Below are 19666 nucleotides of genomic sequence, written 5' to 3' on the forward strand. Positions count from 1 at the left end.
GAAAATCAATGGAAGAGAAACTAGATAATATTGAAGAAGTAGTTACAGAAAGTGGCATTTGGGAAACAATTATAGATTTTTTAGGTACGATTTTATATCAAAACGAAGAAAAAACTATAAAGATTACAATAGGCCTAATATTACTAGTTGGCGTTATATATATTATAACAACCGTTGTACTGAACTTTATAAAAAGACTTTACGTAAAGCGATTGCCTTTAGAGGATAAAGCAAAATTTAATACCGTATTTTCATTTGCAAGATGGCTTGTGTATTTAGTGGTTTTAATAATTGTTTTTGATGCTGTTGGAGTAAATGTTACAGCCATTTTTGCTGCTTCAGCAGCCTTATTAATAGGTATTGGTTTAGCATTGCAAACCTTATTTCAAGATATTATCTCTGGTGTTTTTATTTTAATAGATCAAAGTTTACGCGTAGGAGATATTATTGAAATTGAAGATAAAATAGGACGTGTTGAAGAAATTAAACTACGAACAACCAGAGCCGTTACAATAGACAATAAAGTACTCGTAATACCTAACCATTTGTATTTAACAAATAGCTTATATAACTGGACACAAAACGGAACAACCACACGAGAAAGTGTTTCAGTAGGTGTGGCTTATGGAAGCGATGTTCAATTAGTAAAGCAATTATTACTACAGGCTGTAAATGACCACCCTAACGTATTAGATGACCCAGAACCGACAGTTTTGTTTACAGATTTTGCAGATAGTTCATTAAACTTTAAAGTAGTTTTTACACTTAATGACAGTTTTAAATCTAACTTCCCAAAAAGTGATATTCGTTTTGAAATAGATAAATTATTTAGAGCAAATAATGTTTCTATACCATTCCCACAAAGAGACATTCATATTATAGATCCAAAAAAATAGCATGTGAGTTTAAGTAAGGCATATAAAAACGTTTTAATTCTTTTTACCCTGCTACTTTGTTCTACTTTACAAGCACAATTAAGTAATTTAGCTAGGTTAGAATATTCTTTTATACCCAAAAAAAACTCCGAAGACAGCTATAGTAGGTTTCGAGGTTTTTTTAATATTCCTATTGAAATTTCTGAAGATGATTATCTTGTTTTTGGTGCCGAATACAATAATGTAGCTATAGACCTTGAAGACCATTATCCTTTTAATCGAAGTCTAATAAACCAAGTACATGTTATAGATGCTACCATTGGCTACACCTTTAAGCATAATGAAAAATGGCGATTTGGAGCCAAAGTAACACCTAGAATCGCATCAACATTAAAATCAAAAATAACCGGGTCTGATTTTTTTATAAACGGAGGCGTTTACGCTATTAATGATAAAACAAAAGACGAAACAGCAAAAAAACCAAACAGATTAATAATTGGTTTAACCTACAATAGTACATCAGGATTGCCTTTCCCATTACCTTTTGTAAGTTATTTTAGAAAGCTTAATTCACATTGGGCATATACATTGGGAGTTCCTAAAGCCAATATAGAATATTATTTTAACGAAAAAAATGTACTACAATCATTCATAAGTTTAGATGGTTATTATGCGCATGTACAAGATAAAATAACTGTCAATAATCAAGTTGTAGAAAACGTTTCTTTACGCGTTATAGTATTAGGATTAGGATATGAATATTATTTTACAAAGCACTTTGCTTTTTACATGTATTCAGGCTATACTTTAGATCAAAAAAACATACTACGTAATAAAGACAAAGACAAAGTATTTACTTTAGATGACGTAAATACCTTATATTTAAGAACCGGATTAAAATACAAGATATAATATGCCAAAAATATTAGTAATAGAAGATGAAGCAGCAATAAGACGTGTACTTGTAAAAATTCTTTCAGAAGAAAATGATAAATATATCGTAGAAGAAGCTGAAGATGGTTTAAAAGGAGTTGAAGCCATTAAGAAGGACGATTTTGATTTGGTGCTTTGTGATATAAAAATGCCAAAAATGGATGGTGTTGAAGTTCTTGAAGCCGTAAAGAAAATAAAACCAGAAACACCAATGGTTATGATTTCTGGACACGGAGATTTAGATACAGCTGTAAACACAATGCGTTTAGGTGCTTTTGATTATATATCGAAACCGCCAGATTTAAACAGATTGTTAAACACTGTGAGAATCGCGCTAAACAGCAAGGAACTTGTTGTAGAAAATAAGCGATTAAAAAAGAAAGTGAGCAAAAACTATGAAATGATTGGCAAAAGTGAAGCCATAGCTCACATAAAAGAGATGATTGAAAAAGTATCTGTAACAGATGCTAGGGTGCTTATTACTGGACCAAACGGAACAGGGAAAGAGTTAGTAGCCCATTGGTTGCATGAAAAAAGTAACCGCTCAAAAGGTCCATTAGTAGAAGTTAACTGTGCCGCAATTCCTTCAGAACTTATAGAAAGTGAGTTGTTTGGGCATGTAAAAGGAGCCTTTACTAGTGCTGTAAAAGATAGAGCTGGAAAGTTTGAAGCTGCAAACGGAGGAACCATTTTTCTTGATGAAATAGGCGATATGAGTCTTTCTGCGCAAGCAAAAGTATTACGTGCTTTACAAGAAAATAAAATTCAACGTGTTGGTAATGATAAAGACATTAAAGTAGATGTACGCGTTGTGGCAGCAACCAATAAAGATTTAAAAAAAGAAATTGCAGATGGTAAGTTTAGAGAAGATTTATATCACCGTTTAGCGGTTATTTTGATCAAAGTTCCTGCATTAAATGATAGGCGCGAAGATATACCTCTTTTAGTTGATTTTTTCGCAAACAAAATAGCAGAAGAACAAGGAAATGCAAAAAAAGAGTTTTCTTCAAAAGCTATTAAATTACTGCAAGAGTACGATTGGACAGGAAATATTCGTGAATTAAGAAATGTTGTAGAACGCCTAATAATTTTAGGTGAAAAAGAAGTAAGCGAAAGTGATGTAAAACTTTTTGCTTCAAAATAACATACACGTTATGAAAAAGAATATAAACATCAACGATTTTAAAGTTAGCCAAAATATCCATCTTAAAGATATTAGCACAAACTACGATTTAGATGCTGATAAAGATAAAATTGAAGATGCACTAGAAGATGTATGTAAAGATTTAGCAAAAATTCAAAACACCATGTATGCTCATGGTAAGTATGCTGTTTTAATTTGCATTCAAGGTATGGATACAGCAGGTAAAGACAGTATGATCCGAGAAGTTTTTAAAGAGCTTAATGCTCGTGGAGTGGTAGTTCATAGCTTTAAAGTACCAACCGAGTTAGAGTTAAAGCATGATTATTTATGGCGTCATTATATTGCACTTCCTGCGCGCGGAAAGTTTGGAGTTTTTAATAGAACACATTATGAAAATGTATTAGTAACAAGAGTGCATCCAGAATATATTTTGGGAGAAAACTTACCTAATATACATACTGTTGAAGATGTAAACGATGCTTTTTGGCATGAACGTTTTCAGCAAATAAATAATTTTGAAAAGCACATTGCTGATAATGGTACAATTATCTTTAAGTTCTTTTTACACTTATCAAAAGATGAGCAACGCGATAGGCTTTTACGTCGTTTAGAAAAGGAAGAGAAAAACTGGAAATTTTCACCAGGAGATTTAAAAGAACGCAAGCTATGGGATCAATATCAAGAATGTTATCAAGATGCTATAAATAGAACATCAAAACCACATGCGCCTTGGTATACAATTCCAGCTGATGATAAACCTACAGCTAGATATATAGTCGCAAAAATTTTACTAGATACACTAAAAACATACAAAGATATTGTAGAGCCAGAGCTAGATGATGCTATTAAAGAAAAACTACATATCTACAAAGAGCAATTAAAAAGTGAATGATATTGCAAATCCTGTTTCTATAAACAGGATTTTTTTATAATTTATTTTAGAATTTCGTACATCATAAATAGTATCTTTAAAACTTAAATTTTATTTAATGAAACGCTTTTTATTACTCCTACTTATTCTTTTTACAATAAACATATCAGCGCAAACCGATGCTGAAACCTTAAAAACTATTTATACAACATCATTAACAAATGGTAAAAGTTATGAATGGCTTGATTATTTGTCAAACCAAATAGGTGGTCGTTTGTCAGGATCGCTAAATGCTGAAAAAGCAGTAGCTTATACTAAAGAAGAGCTAGAAAAATTAGGATTAGATAAAGTATGGTTACAACCTGTTATGGTGCCTAAATGGGTGCGTGGCGCTCCAGAATATGCTTACATAGAAACAGGTCCTGGAAAAACAACAACGGTAAATATATGTGCGTTAGGCGGCTCAATCGCGACACCTTATGGCGGATTAAAAGCAAATGTTGTTGAGGTTCAAGGAATAGAAGAACTTAAAAAGCTAGGAGAAGCTAATATTAAAGGCAAAATAGTGTTTTACAATAGGCCAATGCAAGCCGATTTAATACAAACTTTTGAAGCTTATGGTGGTTGTGTAGATCAGCGTTATGCAGGTGCTATGGAAGCTGCAAAACTTGGAGCTGTTGGTGTTATTGTGCGCTCTATGAATTTACGTTTAGATGATTTTCCACATACAGGAAGTATGACTTACGGCGATTTGCCAAACTCTAAACGTATTCCATCTGCTGCAATTAGTACAAATGATGCCGAAACATTAAGTACCATGTTAGCATTAGATAAAAATGTGAAGTTTTTCTTTAGTCAATCATGTCGCCAATTAGCAGATGTACAATCATATAATGTTATAGGTGAAATTACAGGAAGTCAATACCCTAATGAGTATATTATTGTTGGAGGTCATCTTGATTCTTGGGATTTAGGAGATGGCTCACATGATGATGGTGCTGGCGTAGTGCAATCTATGGATGTATTAAGATTGCTAAAAGAAAGTGGTATTAAACCAAAACGAAGCATTAGAGTCGTGTTATTTATGAATGAAGAAAACGGACTTCGTGGAGCAACAAAATATGCTGAAGTAGCAAAGCAAAAAGGAGAAAATCATATTTTTTCTTTAGAAAGTGATGCTGGAGGATTTACTCCAAGAGGCTTTAGTTTTGATTGTAGTGATGCTGTTTTTTCAAAAATTGAAAGTTGGAAACCATTGTTTAAACCGTATTTAATTCACTATTTTGAACAAGGAGGAAGCGGAGCAGATGTAGGCCCATTAAAAACAGAAACCAATGTGTTGGCTGGTTTGCGTCCAGATTCGCAACGCTATTTTGATCATCATCATGCAGCAAATGATACATTTGAACATGTAAACAAACGAGAGCTAGAGCTAGGAGCGGCAACAATGACAGCTTTGGTGTATTTATTTGATACTTATGGAATCGCACCGATTTCTAATTCAAACCAAATCAAAGATTAAAAAATGAGAAATTTAATACCAGCAATGATTTTGCTAACATGTTTAGCTACTAATGCTCAAGAAGCGTTACCATACCATGAAATACCAGAAGCTTCCAATAGTTTTACAGCAGGAACAGTAGCTGCCAGACAAATTGAAGGTCTTGGTTTTAGATTTTATTGGGCAACTGAAGGTTTAAAGGATAAAGATTTTTCTTATAAAATTGATGCAGAATCACGCTCAACAGGAGAAACACTTACTCATATTTTTGATTTATCTCAAGTGATTTTAAGTGCGGCATTAAAACAAGAGCATAAAAAAGTAGATAACTCTAATAACGCTTATGCTGATATTAGAAAGCAAACGCTTTTAAATCTTAAAAAAGCAGCAGATATACTACGAGAAGCTGATGACTTATCAGATTACAATATTAACTTTGGTAAAGGAAAAGTTTTTCCTTACTGGAATGCTATTAATGGTCCAATATCTGACGCTATTTGGCATTGCGGACAAATAGCATCATTTAGGCGTGCATCTGGAAACCCTATAAGTTCTTCTATTAATCACTTTACAGGAAAATTAAAAACAAAGTAATAAATAAGTGTTTTTAATTAGAGATTTGCTGCTTCATTTCGTCAGAAATGTGCTTTATTTTTTCTCTAGTAATTGGTTTTATTACATAGTTTGAAACCTCTTGATATGTTTTTGCCTTTTCAATATCTGCAGGATCTATAGAAGAGCTTACAATGTAAATTGTAATTTTTTTAGTGGTTTTTATTTTTATAAATTCATCTAAAAATTGCCAACCATCCATAATAGGCATATTTAAATCTAATAGAATAAGATCAGGAAGATCTGTGTTGGCTTTCATTAATGGAGCTAAATGATTTATAGCATCTTCGCCATTATGAAACACTGAAAAGTTATAGCAAAAATCTTCAAATTTCAACATTTTTTGTGCCGTAAACACAAAAATAGGATCATCATCAATGATGTATGTAATATTAACTTTTTTCATACCTTAAATGTAATGAAAAAATAGTGCCAATTCCTACTTTACTTTTCACAAAAACTTTGCCGCCAATGGCTTCTATTTGGTTTTTAGTAATAAATAAGCCTAATCCTCTTGAGTCTTTGTGCTTGTGAAAGGTTTTGTACATGCCAAAAAGTTTTTTGCCATGCTTGTCTAAATCTATCCCAACACCATTGTCTTCTATGTCTAGAATTAAAATAGGATTGTTATCACTGTCTTTTGACGTGTCGGCTTTAAATGTAATAATTGGGTCTACGTTCTCTTTTCTATATTTTAAACTGTTAGTTAAAAAGTTTAGTAAAATACTATCAAGATAAGCAGGTATTGTGTGTATAATTTGATTTGGATTTACCAAATTATTAATTTTTGCATTATTCTCAATAATTAAAGCGTTTACGCTGTTTGCTGTTTTGTTTACTACATCATGAAGGTTTATAGGTGTTAGGTCTTCATGAATTTTTGTGTTTAAAATAGCAACTTGGTTTAAGTTTTCTACAGTTTCGCTTAAGTGATCTACGGCTGTGTTTATTAATGGGAAATAGCTGTTATCTGTAGCTTCTGGCTCTTCAAACTTCATTAAATCTAATAGCATTTCTAAATTCCCTGAATGCGAACGAAGATTGTGAGAGACAATATGTGCAAAATTTAATAGTCTTGAATTTTGGTCTTTTGTAATATCTAATAACGATTTTACCTTTCTCTCTGATTGTTTTCTTTGTGTGATATCATTTATTTGAGCCACCAAATGTAAAGGAATACCATCGTCATTACTCACAAGGGATACACTTAAAGATACACAAATCACATCATTGTTTTTATGGATGTATCTTTTTTCAATTTTAAAACTAGAAATTTCTTTTTGAAGTAATTGTTTCAGTTCTTTTTGCCCTAATTCTAAATCGTTTTTGTGAGTTAAATCCTTAAATGTTCGAGATGTAAACTCTTCGTTAGTGTAACCTAACATTTTTTTTAAGCTTTCATTGACTTTTAGCCACCTGCCATCAAGACTTACAATAGCCATACCAATAGCGGTACTTTCAAATGTTTTCCTAAACTGCTCTTCTTTTAAGGCTAATTTTTTTAGTATTTTGTTTTTTTCGGTTATATCTTGAAATAGTCCCTGTACTTTTATACAATTGTCGTTTTCTACTACTGGAAAACCTATCGCTCTAACCCATTTTTCTCTTCCTTTGGCACTTACTATTTCAAGCTCTACATCAAAGGGTTTTTTTTCTGTGATACAGCAATTAAAACAATATGTTATTTTGTCTCTAGAGAAACCTTCTTTATAATAACTTATAGCAGTGTCAATATTTACGCTATGATCATCACTTACATCGTGAATTTGTTTGGTGAGTTTACTCCATGAAACCTCATTGTTTTCTAGGTTTACATGCCAAGTACCAATTTTTGCGGCTTTTTGTATAAAATCAAGGACTTGAATAGAGTCATTTACATCAAAGTTTTGAATATTCATTTAAGCTATTAATTTAGGGCAAATAATTTAATAAGGTAGGAATATCAAAACTATTAATAAATTATCAATTATCCAAGATAAAAAAATAATACATGAGTAATAAGTACAATAGGTTTTTATGTTTTTTGTGAGAGTAAAATGTGTTTTGTACTTGAGGCTGATACGAGTATGCTGTTCATCGTCAATTTATTACGATGGTCTTTTTTTTTGTAATACACATATTGTTTTCTATAGCTTTGATTAAAACTATTATTATGAAAACAAAACTACTTATTGCCTTTTTCTTAATTTCAATTTATGGCTTTTCTCAAGCTCCTATCAATAATTTTAACAGTGCAAATGGATTAAGATTTGCTGTTGTGACATCAAGTGGAGCCGTAAATCAGAGCGCTTCTGGAGCTGGATTAACCTGGAATTTTAACGACCTTGCAACTGCAGGAACTGTAAATGAAGATACTTATGTAACTCCAACAACTTCAGAGCTTTCTTTTTATCCAGGAACAACAAGTGTTTTAACAATTACAGATGTGAGTAATGCTGCAAATACAAATAAAATTTTTCAAAAAATAGAAACAGGTGCAGTTTCTCTTACAGGAGTAGAAAGAGATGATTTAGTATTAAATTACACAGATAATGCTTTAGTCGGTACATTTCCTATGAGTTATAATGCATCTAATTCAGATTTTGTTTCAGGGTCATTTACATACACAACATTTTCAGGTGCCTTTACAGGAACGCTGCAAGTAAGTGTTGATGCCTATGGCACATTAAATATGAATGATATAGGAGAAGGTGCTTATAGTGGTAGTGTTACAAGATTAAAAATAGAACAGAACTTAACGCTAGTTGTACCGTTTTTTGGAAGTGTTCCTGCAACACAAACTTCATACTACTATTATGATAATAACGATGATAATTTAGTGTTTAGAACCAATAACTTTGTTGTTAATTTGCTTAGTGTCAATGAGACTATAATGGAAGCCTATTTACCATTAAGTTTAAGTACTCACAAACCTTCTATTGTTTCAGATCAAGTAAGAATTATTCCTAGTATAGTTACTGATGTTTTACAAGTTAAATCACAAGAGGCCATTCAAGTTATTACGGTTACTGATTTAAATGGAAGAGTTGTTTTAATATCTGAAAACAGTGAGACACTATCAGTAAATCATTTAGAAACAGGAGTATATGTGGCTTCAATTAAAACTCGAAGTGCAGAACATGTTCAAAAATTCATAAAAAAATAATTTTCAAAACATTTACTAAAACAAAAAAGCGTTTCTATAGAGGGAACGCTTTTTTGTTTTCTCATGGATTAAAATATTTTAATCTAAAACAATTTCAATTTGATTGTTTATGATATCGTCAAAAGTTTCTCTTTTTCTAATTAAGTGAGCTTTGTCTTTGTACCAAAGTACTTCAGCAGGTCGATAGCGAGAGTTATAGTTTGAAGCCATAGAATAACAATAAGCACCAGCATTTTTAAAAGCAAGAATATCACCTTCATTTATTTCAGAAATACGTCTGTTATTAGCAAAAGTGTCTGTCTCGCATATGTAGCCAACAACGCTATAAAAACGCTCTCTGCCATTAGGGTTTGATATGTTTACTATATCATGTTGAGCACCATAAAGCATAGGTCTTATTAAATGATTAAACCCACTATCTACTTGGGCAAAAACGGTTGATGTTGTTTGTTTTATAACATTTACATGTACAAGAAATTGTCCAGCTTCACTAACCAAGAATTTACCGGGCTCAAAAGCAAGAGTTAACTCACGGCCATATGCTTTACAAAAAGCATTAAAACGTTTGGTTAATTTTACACCAAGCTCTTCAATGTTTGTTTCAATGTCTCCTTGTTTGTAAGGAACCTTAAATCCCGAGCCAAAATCAATAAACTCTAATGTTTTAAAGTTTTTTGCAGTTTCAAAAAGAATCTCACTGGCATATAAAAACACATCAATATCAAGAATATCGCTGCCAGTATGCATGTGAATGCCGTTAATATGCATGTTTGTGTTTTCAACAATACGTAATATGTGTGGTATTTGGTGAATTGAAATACCAAACTTACTATCAATATGTCCCACAGATATATTGGTGTTTCCACCTGCCATAACATGCGGATTTATCCTAATGCAAACAGGTGTTTTAGGGTAAGCTGTACCAAACTGTTCTAAAATTGATAAGTTATCAATGTTAATTTGCACACCCAGTTTTGCCACGGTTTCAATCTCTTGCAAAGAAACGCCATTAGGTGTAAAAATTATCTGTTCTGGTTCAAAGCCTGCTTTTAGTCCTAATTGAACTTCTTGAATAGAAACTGTATCAATATTTGAACCTAGTTTTTTCATGAATTTCAATACAGAAACATTAGATAAAGCCTTAACAGCATAATTAATACGTAAATTCTTAACACCTTTAAAAGCACTCGTTAATCTTTTATATTGATAGCTTATTGTTTCAGCATTGTATACATATAATGGGCTGCCAAATTCCTTGGCTATTTCTAGTAATTGATTGTTTTGCATGAAAAATCTTTTTGTCAAAGATATTTTATAATAACCTATTAAAAAGTAATGTTGCTAAATATTACAAAATTAAAACATCTTGTTAATTATTTAACAAGAGCAATGATATTTAAAATATTTTTAGTTGTCAAATATTAGGGTAAGTAAATGTGATTATTTACTTTTGTTGAACAAAAATTTTACTTTAAACAAGATGAATTTACACGAATATCAAGGAAAAGAATTATTAAGCAGTTTTGGCGTACGTATTCAACGTGGATTAGTTGCCCAAACAGCAGACGAAGCAGTTGAAAAAGCTAAACAATTAACTGAAGAAACAGGTACAGGATGGCACGTTATTAAAGCCCAAGTTCATGCAGGTGGACGTGGTAAAGGAGGCGGAGTTAAACTTGCTAAAAACCTAGACGAAGTTAAAGATATTGCTGGTCAAATTATAGGGATGGACCTTGTAACACCTCAAACTTCTGCTGAAGGTAAACGTGTACACCAAGTTTTAGTTGCTGAAGATGTTTATTATCCTGGCGATTCAGAACCTAATGAATTTTACATGTCTGTATTATTAAACAGAGGTAATGGTCGTAATATGATTATGTATTCTACAGAAGGAGGAATGGATATTGAAGAAGTTGCTGAAAAAACACCTCATTTAATTTTTACAGAAGAAATAGATCCTGCAACAGGAATTTTACCTTTTCAAGCACGTCGTGTAGCATTTAATTTAGGTTTAAGTGGTACAGCTTTTAAAGAAATGACAAAGTTTGTTACGGCATTATATACAGCATATGATAAATCTGATGCTTCTTTATTTGAAATCAACCCAGTTTTAAAAACTAGTGATGATAAAATAATGGCAGTAGACGCTAAAGTAACTTTAGATGATAACGCATTATACAGACATAAAGATTTAGCTGAATTACGTGACTTACGTGAAGAAAGCCCTATTGAAGTTGAAGCAGGTCAATTAGGATTAAACTATGTTGATCTTGATGGAAACGTTGGTTGTATGGTAAACGGAGCTGGATTAGCAATGGCTACTATGGATTTAATTAAGCAAGCAGGTGGTGAGCCAGCTAACTTTTTAGATGTTGGTGGTACTGCAGATGCTGCTCGTGTTGAGGCTGCTTTTAGAATTATTTTAAAAGACCCTAACGTAAAAGCTATTTTAATTAACATATTTGGTGGTATTGTACGCTGTGATCGTGTAGCACAAGGTGTTGTAGATGCTTACAAGAATATGGGAGATGCTATACAAGTTCCAATTATTGTACGTTTACAAGGTACAAATGCAGATATAGCTAAAGAATTAATTGATAATTCTGGACTTGATGTATTAAGTGCAACAGAGTTTCAAGAAGCTGCAGATAAAGTACAAGATGTATTGTCTTAATACATAGATAATCTTAATATAATTAAAAAAAGAGCAACTTAAATAGTTGCTCTTTTTTTTATAAAGCACTCTGTTATAGTGTTTTTTGGTGTAATTATAATATTTAAACTATTTTAGAAGCACTAAACAACCAACTATTATGAAGAAGATTGCTTTTATATTATTATTTGCTACAACATCTGTTTTTTCTCAAGTTGATTCTTTACTGTTAGAGCTTAAAACTATTAAGGATGATACGAGTAAAGTAAAGTTGCTAAATGAAATAGGAAGAAAATCTTTCAACACAAATATAGCATTAGCTTTTAAACATCTTCAAGACGCTATTATTTTAAGTGAAAAGCTTAATTATAAATCAGGGTTAGCAGACTCTTATAAAAATCTTGGAACTGCTTATTTTTATATTAGAGCATACGATAGTACCAGAACTTATTGGCAAAAATCACTACAAAGTATTCCTACTTCAGATTCAAGAAAAAAAGGCGATGCATACAATAATATGGGTGTGCTTTTTCAACGATTGGGAATTGTAGACTCTAGTTTATATAACTATAAAAAATCGCTTGTTTATAGATTAAAACTTAAAGACTCTTCATTTGCGGCACGATCTTATAATAATATAGCAGCATTAAATAGGCAAAAAGGTAATTACCAAGAGGCGTTGGATTATTATTTTAAAGCATTACCTATTTACCGTAGCTATAGTTTAAAAAAGGAAACATCAGATGCTTTAAACGGTATTGGGTTACTTTATAAAGATTTAGAAAGTTTTGATAAAGCATTAGCTTACTTACAAGAAGCTTATGATTTACGAAAAGAAATAAAGAACCCAAGATTGATAGCTAGTTCAATTAATAATTTAGCAACACTTTATTATGAAATAGGTGATTATAAAAAATCAAAATCATATTATTTAGAGTATTTAGATTTTGCCGAAAAAATGAATGATAAACGTTCTTTAGCAGGTATTTATTCTAATTTAGGTAATATAAGCAAGAGTGAAAACCTCATTGATCAAGCAATGGTTTATTACTTAAAAGCAAATAAGTTGTTTTCTGATATTAAGGATACAGAAAATTCAGCCCTAACAGAAATCAATTTAGCAACATTATTATTTAATCAAAAAAAATATAGCGAAGCAAATCGTTTTTACAGTCAAGCCTTAATCAATGCAAAATTATCTGGTTCATTACCATATCAGGTAGATGCATATAAAGGGCTTACTGATAGTTATCATCAATTGAATGAATACAAAAAATCGTATCATAATTTTAAACTTTATACGGCATCTCGAGATAGCTTATTTAAAAATGACTTAACAAAAAAAGTCGCTTTTTACCAAGAGCAATATGAAGCAGAGAAAAAAGCTAAAGAAATTCAAATTTTAAAAACAGATTCTATACAAAAAGATAAAGAAGTAGCGTTGTTTAAGCTTTATAGAAACTGGGCCATTGTATTCTCATTGTTATTAGTTGTTACAGTTATCCTTTTATACAATCGTTATAAAATAAGGAGAAAATCATTTCAGCTAAAAGAAGCTCTTTTAATAAAAGAAAAAAAAGCATCAGAGCTTGAAGCGCAACTTCAGAAAAAAGAACTAGAGTTAAAGTCGGTAGAGTTAAGCTCATTAACAATGAGTTCGTTACAAAAAAATAAACTGTTAGAAGATTTAAGCGATAAAGTAAAAGCATTTGGCGATAATGAAGCCTCAAAGTCTAGTTTTATAAAAGAATTGAATAGTATTATAAAACAAGGTTTAAATTTTGATGATAATTGGGCTACTTTTCAAAAACACTTTAATAATGTTCATCCCAAATTTTTCAAAACATTAAACTTAAAATATCCCAATCTTACCAATAACGACCTAAAAGCCTGCGCATATATTCGTATGAATTTATCAACAAAAGAAGTTGCTACACTAACAAACGTTACTCCTAAAAGTGTAAAAATGAGCAGATATCGATTAAAAAAGAAACTAAATCTTGGAAAAGAAGATGATCTAAAGAACTTCTTATACCAAATGTAGTAAGGTGTTTTTTTGTTTTTAACTAATTGTTTTACAGTAGCTTATTTTTGTTGTAGCCCATTTGTAGACCCCAAAAATTTCTCAATAGTTTGATTTTAACATTGATTTGCACAACCTGCTAGTAGTATAAAAAAAACTGCTAGTAGGTAACTATTAATCAATAAATCAAACTTTTATGAAAACAAAATTATTCTTTTATGCCTTGATGCTGCCACTTTTTATTTATTCACAAGAATTTACAACTTATAGGGAAGATGTTTTTGACCCTGACGGAATAGAGGGAGATTACTTCGGAAATAAATTTGCAGTAAGCTCTGATGGAAACACCATTGTAATAAGCTCACCAAGATATGATGGCGTTACGGGAACCGATGCTAATATTGGAAAAGTTTCAGTTTATCAGTATAATAATAGTAGTTGGGAGAAAATAGGAAATGATATTGTTGGTCTTCAGGCTGGCGATTATTTTGGAGACACTATTGATATTAATGCTTCAGGAAACATTATAGTAGTTGGAGCTCCTTCAGGAAGTCCTAACGGCAATACTTATTCAGGGTATGTACGTGTTTTTCAAAATGTTTCTGGCACTTGGACACAATTAGGATCAGACTTTGTTGGAGGATCTACTAGTATGAGTTTAGGAAGAAGTATAAGCTTAAATGCAGACGGAACAAGACTAGCTGTAGGAATACCTGGAGCCAATACTGGAACTGGTGAAGTAAAAGTATACGAGTACAACTCTGGCAATTGGCTTCAATTAGGAAGCACTTTAGAAGGTCTTGTTACTGGAGAGAATTTTGGTAGCACATTAGATTTTAATAATGATGGTGATTATTTAGCTGTAGGAGCCCCTTATCATAACATTAACGCTACAACTAGCGGACAGAGTAGAGGACAGATATCCGTTTATCAGTATTCGAGTGGCTGGAACCGAGTTTTTAATGCTGAAGGATCCCAAGCGAATGATAGACTTGGTAATACTATAGCATTAAGCGGTAACAGAGGTATACTGGCAGCTGGAACTAGGCTAGCAACAGGTGTTCCTGGCTACGTGAAAACATACTATTCTAGTGGAACAAGTTATACATTTTTTAGAAATATTTTTGGATTAACTAATGGTGATAGGTTTGGTAGTTCTTTATCTCTGAATAATGATGGGTTATTTATGGCCATTGGTGCACGTTTTTTTAATTCTAGTTCGTCGCCAAGAGTTTACCTATACAAACGCGGGCAAATTGAAGGCGTTAACCATTGGGTTATTCAATCTGGTGAATACGATGATAGTGTTGATGCTGGTAGTGGCCAATCAGTTGCTTTAAATAGTGAAGGAAACGTGTTATTTACAAGTTCTGATGCTCAAAACCCTAATGGTATTACAGGTGTCATAAAAACCTATGCAGACCATTCTACATTATCAGTAGAGAACAATGTTTTACAAAATCAATTAGCAGTTTATCCAAACCCAGCAACTCATAGCTTATTTATAAAGAGCGTGTCTCATTCAAAAATTAATTCAGTACGTGTTTTTGATATCACAGGAAGGTTGTGTGTAGATAAACAAATAAATACTCTCAAAGAAGTACGTATTGATATGAATCATTTATCAAAAGGTAGTTATTTAGTTAAAGTGCAAGTTGAGAATGCTACAAAAACTTTTAAGGTGCTTAAAAATTAAGCAGTTTAATACTTAAAGTAGTTATTTAATTAAAAGAGCAACTTAATCGTTGCTCTTTTTTGGTGGTGTAAGTTTTGGTTTTTTATCAGGTTTAGGACCTCGTAAATGTATTACAAGTTCATTTAAAAAATTTCTTAAAATTGGATCACCGCATTCCTTGTATTTTGGATTGTTTTCTCGTCTAAAAAATGCATTTAGTTCACTTTTAGAAACTCTAAAATCTACAAGCTCTAAAATTTTAATAATATCGTTATTAGCAATGATTTCTTGTATTTAATGCTCTGTAAATACATTATATTTTATAAAACATTTATTTAATAATTTTAAGTTTACTCTCTATTTTATCTTGTTCAAGAGAATGAGAGGAAGAGGTGAAAAAAGAATTTCAATACTTTTATGAAACTGAAAGTGTAGTTTTTATAAACGATTCAAATAACAAAACTTCAAGAGAATCAGAATATGAAATAAAAACTGAAATTTCCTCAAACAAACCTTTTGATTTGGGATCTGATTTTAATACATTTATAAAATATATAGAACAAACTAAACCAGATATTGAGATTAATATATTGTTAAATGATGCTTCTGTATTATTAATAAATGTGGAAAACGGAATGCTTACGAAGCAAGATCCTAATTACCCAAATTCAGGTCTTTGCCCTGAATGTAATCACGATTCTAACGGTAATATATCTGATAGTACTGAATGTAGTCAACAAGGTGTAAAGCACTGCGCATATGCAGTTTATCAGCAATGGTCAACAGCACAAATAATATACGAATCAATAACTGGTGGCGCTCAACAAGTTTTATTGGATTGTGGGATTAGAAACTGTTTAGGTTGGGGTTAAATATAGAACTTATGATGAAAGATATAGTGAAAATTTTTAAACAAACCTTTAATTATAAAGGAAAGACTGGAAGAAAAGAATATTGGACCTATTTTATTTTAATTTTTGTTGTGTTTAATATTTTTATACTTTCAATACCTTTTGGGTTACTAGAAGCTTGGTATTTAAAAGCTAATAATATAAAACCTAACGGATTAAATTTTAGAGGGACAAGGAGCGTTATTAACTTAATATTTTTTATACCATTAATAAGTGCTACTGTTAGAAGGTTAAGAGATGCTGGAGTTTCTGTTTGGTTTACATTAATACCAGTATTAAATCTTATTCTTTGTATGAAAACTAGTGAAAATGAGTAACACTATAGTATAACTTATATTTTTGGTCTAAATAAAATATTAAATTATATATAAAAAGAGCAACTTAATCGTTGCTCTTTTTTGGTGGTGTAAGTTTTGGTTTTTTGTCAGGTTTAGGACCTCGTAAATGTATTACAAGTCCATTTAAAAAATTTCTTAAAATTTGATCACCGCATTCCTTGTATTTAGGGTGATCTTCTTTTCTAAAAAAAGCCCCTAATTCACTTTTAGAAATTCTGAAATCTACCAGTTCTAAAATCTTTACAATTTCGTCATCTCGCAGCTGTAAAGCAACTCGTAGTTTCTTAAAAATATCATTGTTTGTCATAATTATAATTTAAAGCTATTATAATGAGTAAATTACCGTGAGCATTTCATCGAAAATGACATGTTTATGAAATGAAAGTCGATAAAATACATTTTTGTTTTAAATAATTAAAAATCAGTGTTTTAAATGTTGTTTTTAATTTAAAGTAAAAAAACAACGATGAAATACCATGTAATTTTCGACAAGTTACAATTTATAAGGGATTATCAAATATTCTATCTCTGTATCTTTATAAAAAAGTAATAGCAATCCTTTGTTTAGTATGATTAATAGGGTAGAAAAGTTAAGTTTATTGTCTGAAATGATTTCATTTGCAAAAAATGAAAGCGATTTAAAACCTATTGAATATAATTTTTTATTGGCGATAGCAAGACAATTAGAAATAACTCGAGAAGACTTTGATTATCTCATTGAAAATCCAATAAATTATATTCATTTAAACTCTCATAGTGAACGTATTGTTCAGTTTCACAGGTTGGTTTTATTGATGAATATTGATAATGAAAAATCTCATAAGGAAATAACAAAGCTTTTTAATTATGGTTTGCGCATGGGGTTAAGCCATGAGTCAATAAACAAGGTGCTTTATTTAATGGATAGTTTTCCTAATAAAGTTGTGCCACCAGATGTTTTAATTGATATTTTTAAGGTGCAATACAACTAGTTAGCTTTTAGCGCGTCTAGTTTTTCCTGATAGTTTTTTATTTTGTCTCTAAATTTTGCTGCTTCCATAAAATCTAGGTTTTTGGCAGCGTTTTCCATATGCTTTCTATTTTCACGAATTTTCTTTTCTAACTCACTTTTAGATAAATATTCGCTTTCGGGTTCTGCAGCTTTTGCAGCTTCTAATTCATAACTGTAAGTACTAACAGAATTTTTAGATAAAGCACTGTCTAAACTTTTGTTGAGAGCTTTAGGAACTAGGTTATGTTTTGTGTTATAGTTTATTTGCTTTTCACGTCTATAGTTGGTTTCATCTATAGTTTTTTGCATGCTGTTTGTAATTTTATCAGCATACATAATGGCTTTACCATTTAGGTTTCTAGCAGCTCTACCAACAGTTTGGGTTAATGAGCGTGCTGAACGTAAAAAACCTTCTTTATCAGCATCTAAAATGGCTACCAACGAAACCTCGGGTAAATCTAAACCTTCTCGAAGTAAATTAACACCAACTAATACATCAAACAATCCTTTTCTTAAGTCTTGCATAATTTCTACACGCTCAAGTGTATCAACATCACTATGTATATAACGACAACGAATTTGAATTCTGTCAAGATACTTGGTAAGTTCTTCTGCCATACGTTTGGTAAGTGTTGTAACCAACGTACGCTCATCTTTTTCAACACGTTGCTGTATTTCTTCTATTAAATCATCAATTTGATTGAGACTTGGTCTAACGTCTATAATAGGATCTAATAAACCAGTAGGTCTAATAACTTGCTCAACATAAACGCCATCGGTTTTTTGTAATTCATAGTCGGCTGGAGTTGCACTTACATATATCACTTGATTTTGTAAGGCTTCAAATTCTTCAAACTTTAGCGGTCTATTATCCATAGCAGCAGGAAGTCTAAAACCATATTCTACTAGGTTTTCTTTTCGGCTTCTATCGCCGCCATACATAGCATGAACTTGAGAGATGGTCACATGACTTTCGTCAACAACCATTAGGTAATCATCAGGAAAATAATCTAATAGACAGAAAGGTCTTGTGCCTGGTTGCCTGCCGTCTAGATAGCGCGAATAGTTTTCAATACCAGAGCAATAACCTAATTCTCTAATCATTTCTAGGTCAAACTCGGTACGCTCTTTAAGGCGTTTTGCTTCTAGATGTTTACCTATTTCTTTAAAATAATCATGTTGCTTAACTAAATCGTCTTGAATGTCTTTTATAGCATTTTGTAATACTTCGGGAGAAGTAACAAACATATTTGCTGGGTAAATATTTAAACGGTCATATCTCTCAATGACTTCATTGGTTTGTACATTAAAGGCTTCAATGTCTTCAATTTCATCACCAAAAAAGTGAATGCGAAAAGCATGATCGTCATAACTAGGGAAAATATCTACAGTATCACCTTTTATCCTAAAGTTCCCATGGTTGAAATCGGCTTCTGTTCTAGAATATAAACTTTGAACCAGTCTATGAAGAAGTTTCGTTCGTGATATTACTTGATCACGCTCAATAGAAATAACATTTTTTTGAAATTCTACAGGGTTACCAATACCATATAGGCAAGATACAGATGCAACCACCAGAACATCTCGTCGCCCTGAAAGTAGCGAAGATGTTGTGCTTAATCGCATTTTTTCTATCTCTTCGTTTATAGATAAATCTTTTTCAATATAAACGCCAGATACCGGAATGTAAGCTTCTGGTTGATAATAATCATAGTATGACACAAAGTATTCAACCGCATTATCAGGAAAAAACTGTTTAAATTCAGAATATAATTGTGCAGCAAGTGTTTTGTTATGAGCTAAAACAAGCGTAGGTCGCTGTACTTCTTGAACAACATTAGCAACAGTAAATGTTTTTCCAGAACCAGTAACACCTAAAAGTGTTTGGTATTGCTCGCTAGATTCAATACCATTAACTAGTTTTTTTATGGCTTGAGGCTGATCTCCTGTTGGACTAAATTCTGATTTTATCTTGAATTTCATACAACAAAATT

The 19666-nt window shown here is 31.6% G+C and carries 19 protein-coding genes; 13 read left to right on the forward strand and 6 right to left on the reverse strand.

Features of this window, described 5'->3' with window-relative positions:
* Positions 1-8: 8 nt before the first annotated feature.
* The 6 genes from ABD690_RS06790 (at position 9) to ABD690_RS06815 (ending at position 5918) form a co-directional block, all read left to right on the forward strand.
* A complete protein-coding gene (locus tag ABD690_RS06790) occupies positions 9-896 on the forward strand; it encodes a mechanosensitive ion channel family protein (RefSeq protein ID WP_344728628.1) in 888 nt (295 codons plus the stop codon).
* A gap of 3 nt (positions 897-899) precedes the next feature.
* A complete protein-coding gene (locus ABD690_RS06795) occupies positions 900-1787 on the forward strand; it encodes a DUF6268 family outer membrane beta-barrel protein (protein ID WP_344728630.1) in 888 nt (295 codons plus the stop codon).
* 1 nt (position 1788) lies between these two features.
* Positions 1789-2952, forward strand: a complete 1164-nt coding sequence (locus tag ABD690_RS06800; protein WP_344728632.1) for a sigma-54-dependent transcriptional regulator — start codon at positions 1789-1791, stop codon at positions 2950-2952.
* Positions 2953-2962: 10 nt separating this feature from the next.
* A complete protein-coding gene (locus ABD690_RS06805; RefSeq protein ID WP_344728634.1) occupies positions 2963-3844 on the forward strand; it encodes a PPK2 family polyphosphate kinase in 882 nt (293 codons plus the stop codon).
* A gap of 97 nt (positions 3845-3941) precedes the next feature.
* Positions 3942-5345 (forward strand): M20/M25/M40 family metallo-hydrolase, encoded by a 1404-nt coding sequence (locus tag ABD690_RS06810; protein WP_344728636.1) that lies wholly within the window; start codon positions 3942-3944, stop codon positions 5343-5345.
* A 3-nt stretch (positions 5346-5348) separates the two neighbouring features.
* Positions 5349-5918: a hypothetical protein gene (locus ABD690_RS06815; protein WP_344728638.1), complete on the forward strand. Its 570-nt coding sequence runs from the start codon at positions 5349-5351 to the stop codon at positions 5916-5918.
* Between the two features lie 13 nt (positions 5919-5931).
* Here ABD690_RS06815 and ABD690_RS06820 read toward each other — a convergent pair whose 3' ends face one another.
* Positions 5932-6342 (reverse strand): response regulator, encoded by a 411-nt coding sequence (locus ABD690_RS06820; RefSeq protein ID WP_344728640.1) that lies wholly within the window; start codon positions 6340-6342, stop codon positions 5932-5934.
* Positions 6329-7834 (reverse strand): sensor histidine kinase, encoded by a 1506-nt coding sequence (locus ABD690_RS06825; RefSeq protein ID WP_344728642.1) that lies wholly within the window; start codon positions 7832-7834, stop codon positions 6329-6331. Before ABD690_RS06825 ends, ABD690_RS06820 begins: the two co-directional genes overlap by 14 nt.
* Positions 7835-8088: 254 nt before the next feature.
* Between ABD690_RS06825 and ABD690_RS06830 the strand changes: the two genes are divergently transcribed.
* Positions 8089-9081 (forward strand): T9SS type A sorting domain-containing protein, encoded by a 993-nt coding sequence (locus ABD690_RS06830; protein WP_344728644.1) that lies wholly within the window; start codon positions 8089-8091, stop codon positions 9079-9081.
* A 78-nt stretch (positions 9082-9159) separates the two neighbouring features.
* Here ABD690_RS06830 and lysA read toward each other — a convergent pair whose 3' ends face one another.
* Positions 9160-10368, reverse strand: coding sequence for a diaminopimelate decarboxylase (gene lysA, locus ABD690_RS06835; protein WP_344728646.1), 1209 nt, complete (start codon positions 10366-10368; stop codon positions 9160-9162).
* Positions 10369-10561: 193 nt separating this feature from the next.
* Between lysA and sucC the strand changes: the two genes are divergently transcribed.
* The 3 genes from sucC to ABD690_RS06850 all read left to right on the forward strand — a co-directional run bounded on the left by sucC (position 10562) and on the right by ABD690_RS06850 (position 15453).
* Positions 10562-11755, forward strand: a complete 1194-nt coding sequence (gene sucC, locus ABD690_RS06840; RefSeq protein WP_344728648.1) for an ADP-forming succinate--CoA ligase subunit beta — start codon at positions 10562-10564, stop codon at positions 11753-11755.
* A 139-nt stretch (positions 11756-11894) separates the two neighbouring features.
* Positions 11895-13778, forward strand: coding sequence for a tetratricopeptide repeat protein (locus ABD690_RS06845; RefSeq protein ID WP_344728650.1), 1884 nt, complete (start codon positions 11895-11897; stop codon positions 13776-13778).
* Positions 13779-13953: 175 nt separating this feature from the next.
* Positions 13954-15453, forward strand: a complete 1500-nt coding sequence (locus ABD690_RS06850) for a T9SS type A sorting domain-containing protein (RefSeq protein WP_344728652.1) — start codon at positions 13954-13956, stop codon at positions 15451-15453.
* Between the two features lie 42 nt (positions 15454-15495).
* Here ABD690_RS06850 and ABD690_RS06855 read toward each other — a convergent pair whose 3' ends face one another.
* Positions 15496-15726, reverse strand: coding sequence for a DUF1456 family protein (locus tag ABD690_RS06855; RefSeq protein ID WP_344729305.1), 231 nt, complete (start codon positions 15724-15726; stop codon positions 15496-15498).
* 98 nt (positions 15727-15824) lie between these two features.
* Between ABD690_RS06855 and ABD690_RS06860 the strand changes: the two genes are divergently transcribed.
* Positions 15825-16304, forward strand: coding sequence for a hypothetical protein (locus ABD690_RS06860; protein WP_344728654.1), 480 nt, complete (start codon positions 15825-15827; stop codon positions 16302-16304).
* Positions 16305-16315: 11 nt separating this feature from the next.
* On the forward strand, positions 16316-16660 hold the full coding sequence (locus tag ABD690_RS06865; protein ID WP_344728656.1) for a DUF805 domain-containing protein: 345 nt from the start codon (positions 16316-16318) through the stop codon (positions 16658-16660).
* Positions 16661-16724: 64 nt separating this feature from the next.
* Here the strand turns inward: ABD690_RS06865 and ABD690_RS06870 are convergent, their stop codons facing one another.
* Positions 16725-16988, reverse strand: a complete 264-nt coding sequence (locus ABD690_RS06870; protein ID WP_344728658.1) for a DUF1456 family protein — start codon at positions 16986-16988, stop codon at positions 16725-16727.
* A 262-nt stretch (positions 16989-17250) separates the two neighbouring features.
* On the opposite strand from ABD690_RS06870, the gene ABD690_RS06875 reads away from it, so the two are divergent.
* Complete coding sequence (locus ABD690_RS06875) at positions 17251-17652, forward strand: TerB family tellurite resistance protein (protein ID WP_344728660.1); 402 nt, start codon at positions 17251-17253, stop codon at positions 17650-17652.
* On the opposite strand, the gene uvrB is transcribed toward ABD690_RS06875, so the two are convergent.
* Positions 17649-19655, reverse strand: coding sequence for an excinuclease ABC subunit UvrB (gene uvrB / locus ABD690_RS06880; protein WP_344728662.1), 2007 nt, complete (start codon positions 19653-19655; stop codon positions 17649-17651). The genes ABD690_RS06875 and uvrB overlap by 4 nt on opposite strands.
* Positions 19656-19666 lie beyond the last annotated feature (11 nt).

Source organism: Corallibacter vietnamensis (assembly GCF_039537875.1).
Taxonomy (GTDB): domain Bacteria; phylum Bacteroidota; class Bacteroidia; order Flavobacteriales; family Flavobacteriaceae; genus Corallibacter; species Corallibacter vietnamensis.

Coding starts and splice junctions, on each gene's coding strand:
- ABD690_RS06830 (WP_344728644.1), top strand. CDS start 8,089: ATGAAAACAAAACTACTTATTGCCTTTTTCTTAATTTCAATTTATGGC.
- uvrB (WP_344728662.1), bottom strand. CDS start 19,655: ATGAAATTCAAGATAAAATCAGAATTTAGTCCAACAGGAGATCAGCCT.
- ABD690_RS06820 (WP_344728640.1), bottom strand. CDS start 6,342: ATGAAAAAAGTTAATATTACATACATCATTGATGATGATCCTATTTTT.
- ABD690_RS06825 (WP_344728642.1), bottom strand. CDS start 7,834: ATGAATATTCAAAACTTTGATGTAAATGACTCTATTCAAGTCCTTGAT.
- sucC (WP_344728648.1), top strand. CDS start 10,562: ATGAATTTACACGAATATCAAGGAAAAGAATTATTAAGCAGTTTTGGC.
- ABD690_RS06865 (WP_344728656.1), top strand. CDS start 16,316: ATGATGAAAGATATAGTGAAAATTTTTAAACAAACCTTTAATTATAAA.
- ABD690_RS06870 (WP_344728658.1), bottom strand. CDS start 16,988: ATGACAAACAATGATATTTTTAAGAAACTACGAGTTGCTTTACAGCTG.
- ABD690_RS06790 (WP_344728628.1), top strand. CDS start 9: ATGGAAGAGAAACTAGATAATATTGAAGAAGTAGTTACAGAAAGTGGC.
- ABD690_RS06875 (WP_344728660.1), top strand. CDS start 17,251: ATGATTAATAGGGTAGAAAAGTTAAGTTTATTGTCTGAAATGATTTCA.
- ABD690_RS06815 (WP_344728638.1), top strand. CDS start 5,349: ATGAGAAATTTAATACCAGCAATGATTTTGCTAACATGTTTAGCTACT.
- lysA (WP_344728646.1), bottom strand. CDS start 10,368: ATGCAAAACAATCAATTACTAGAAATAGCCAAGGAATTTGGCAGCCCA.
- ABD690_RS06845 (WP_344728650.1), top strand. CDS start 11,895: ATGAAGAAGATTGCTTTTATATTATTATTTGCTACAACATCTGTTTTT.
- ABD690_RS06850 (WP_344728652.1), top strand. CDS start 13,954: ATGAAAACAAAATTATTCTTTTATGCCTTGATGCTGCCACTTTTTATT.
- ABD690_RS06810 (WP_344728636.1), top strand. CDS start 3,942: ATGAAACGCTTTTTATTACTCCTACTTATTCTTTTTACAATAAACATA.
- ABD690_RS06800 (WP_344728632.1), top strand. CDS start 1,789: ATGCCAAAAATATTAGTAATAGAAGATGAAGCAGCAATAAGACGTGTA.
- ABD690_RS06805 (WP_344728634.1), top strand. CDS start 2,963: ATGAAAAAGAATATAAACATCAACGATTTTAAAGTTAGCCAAAATATC.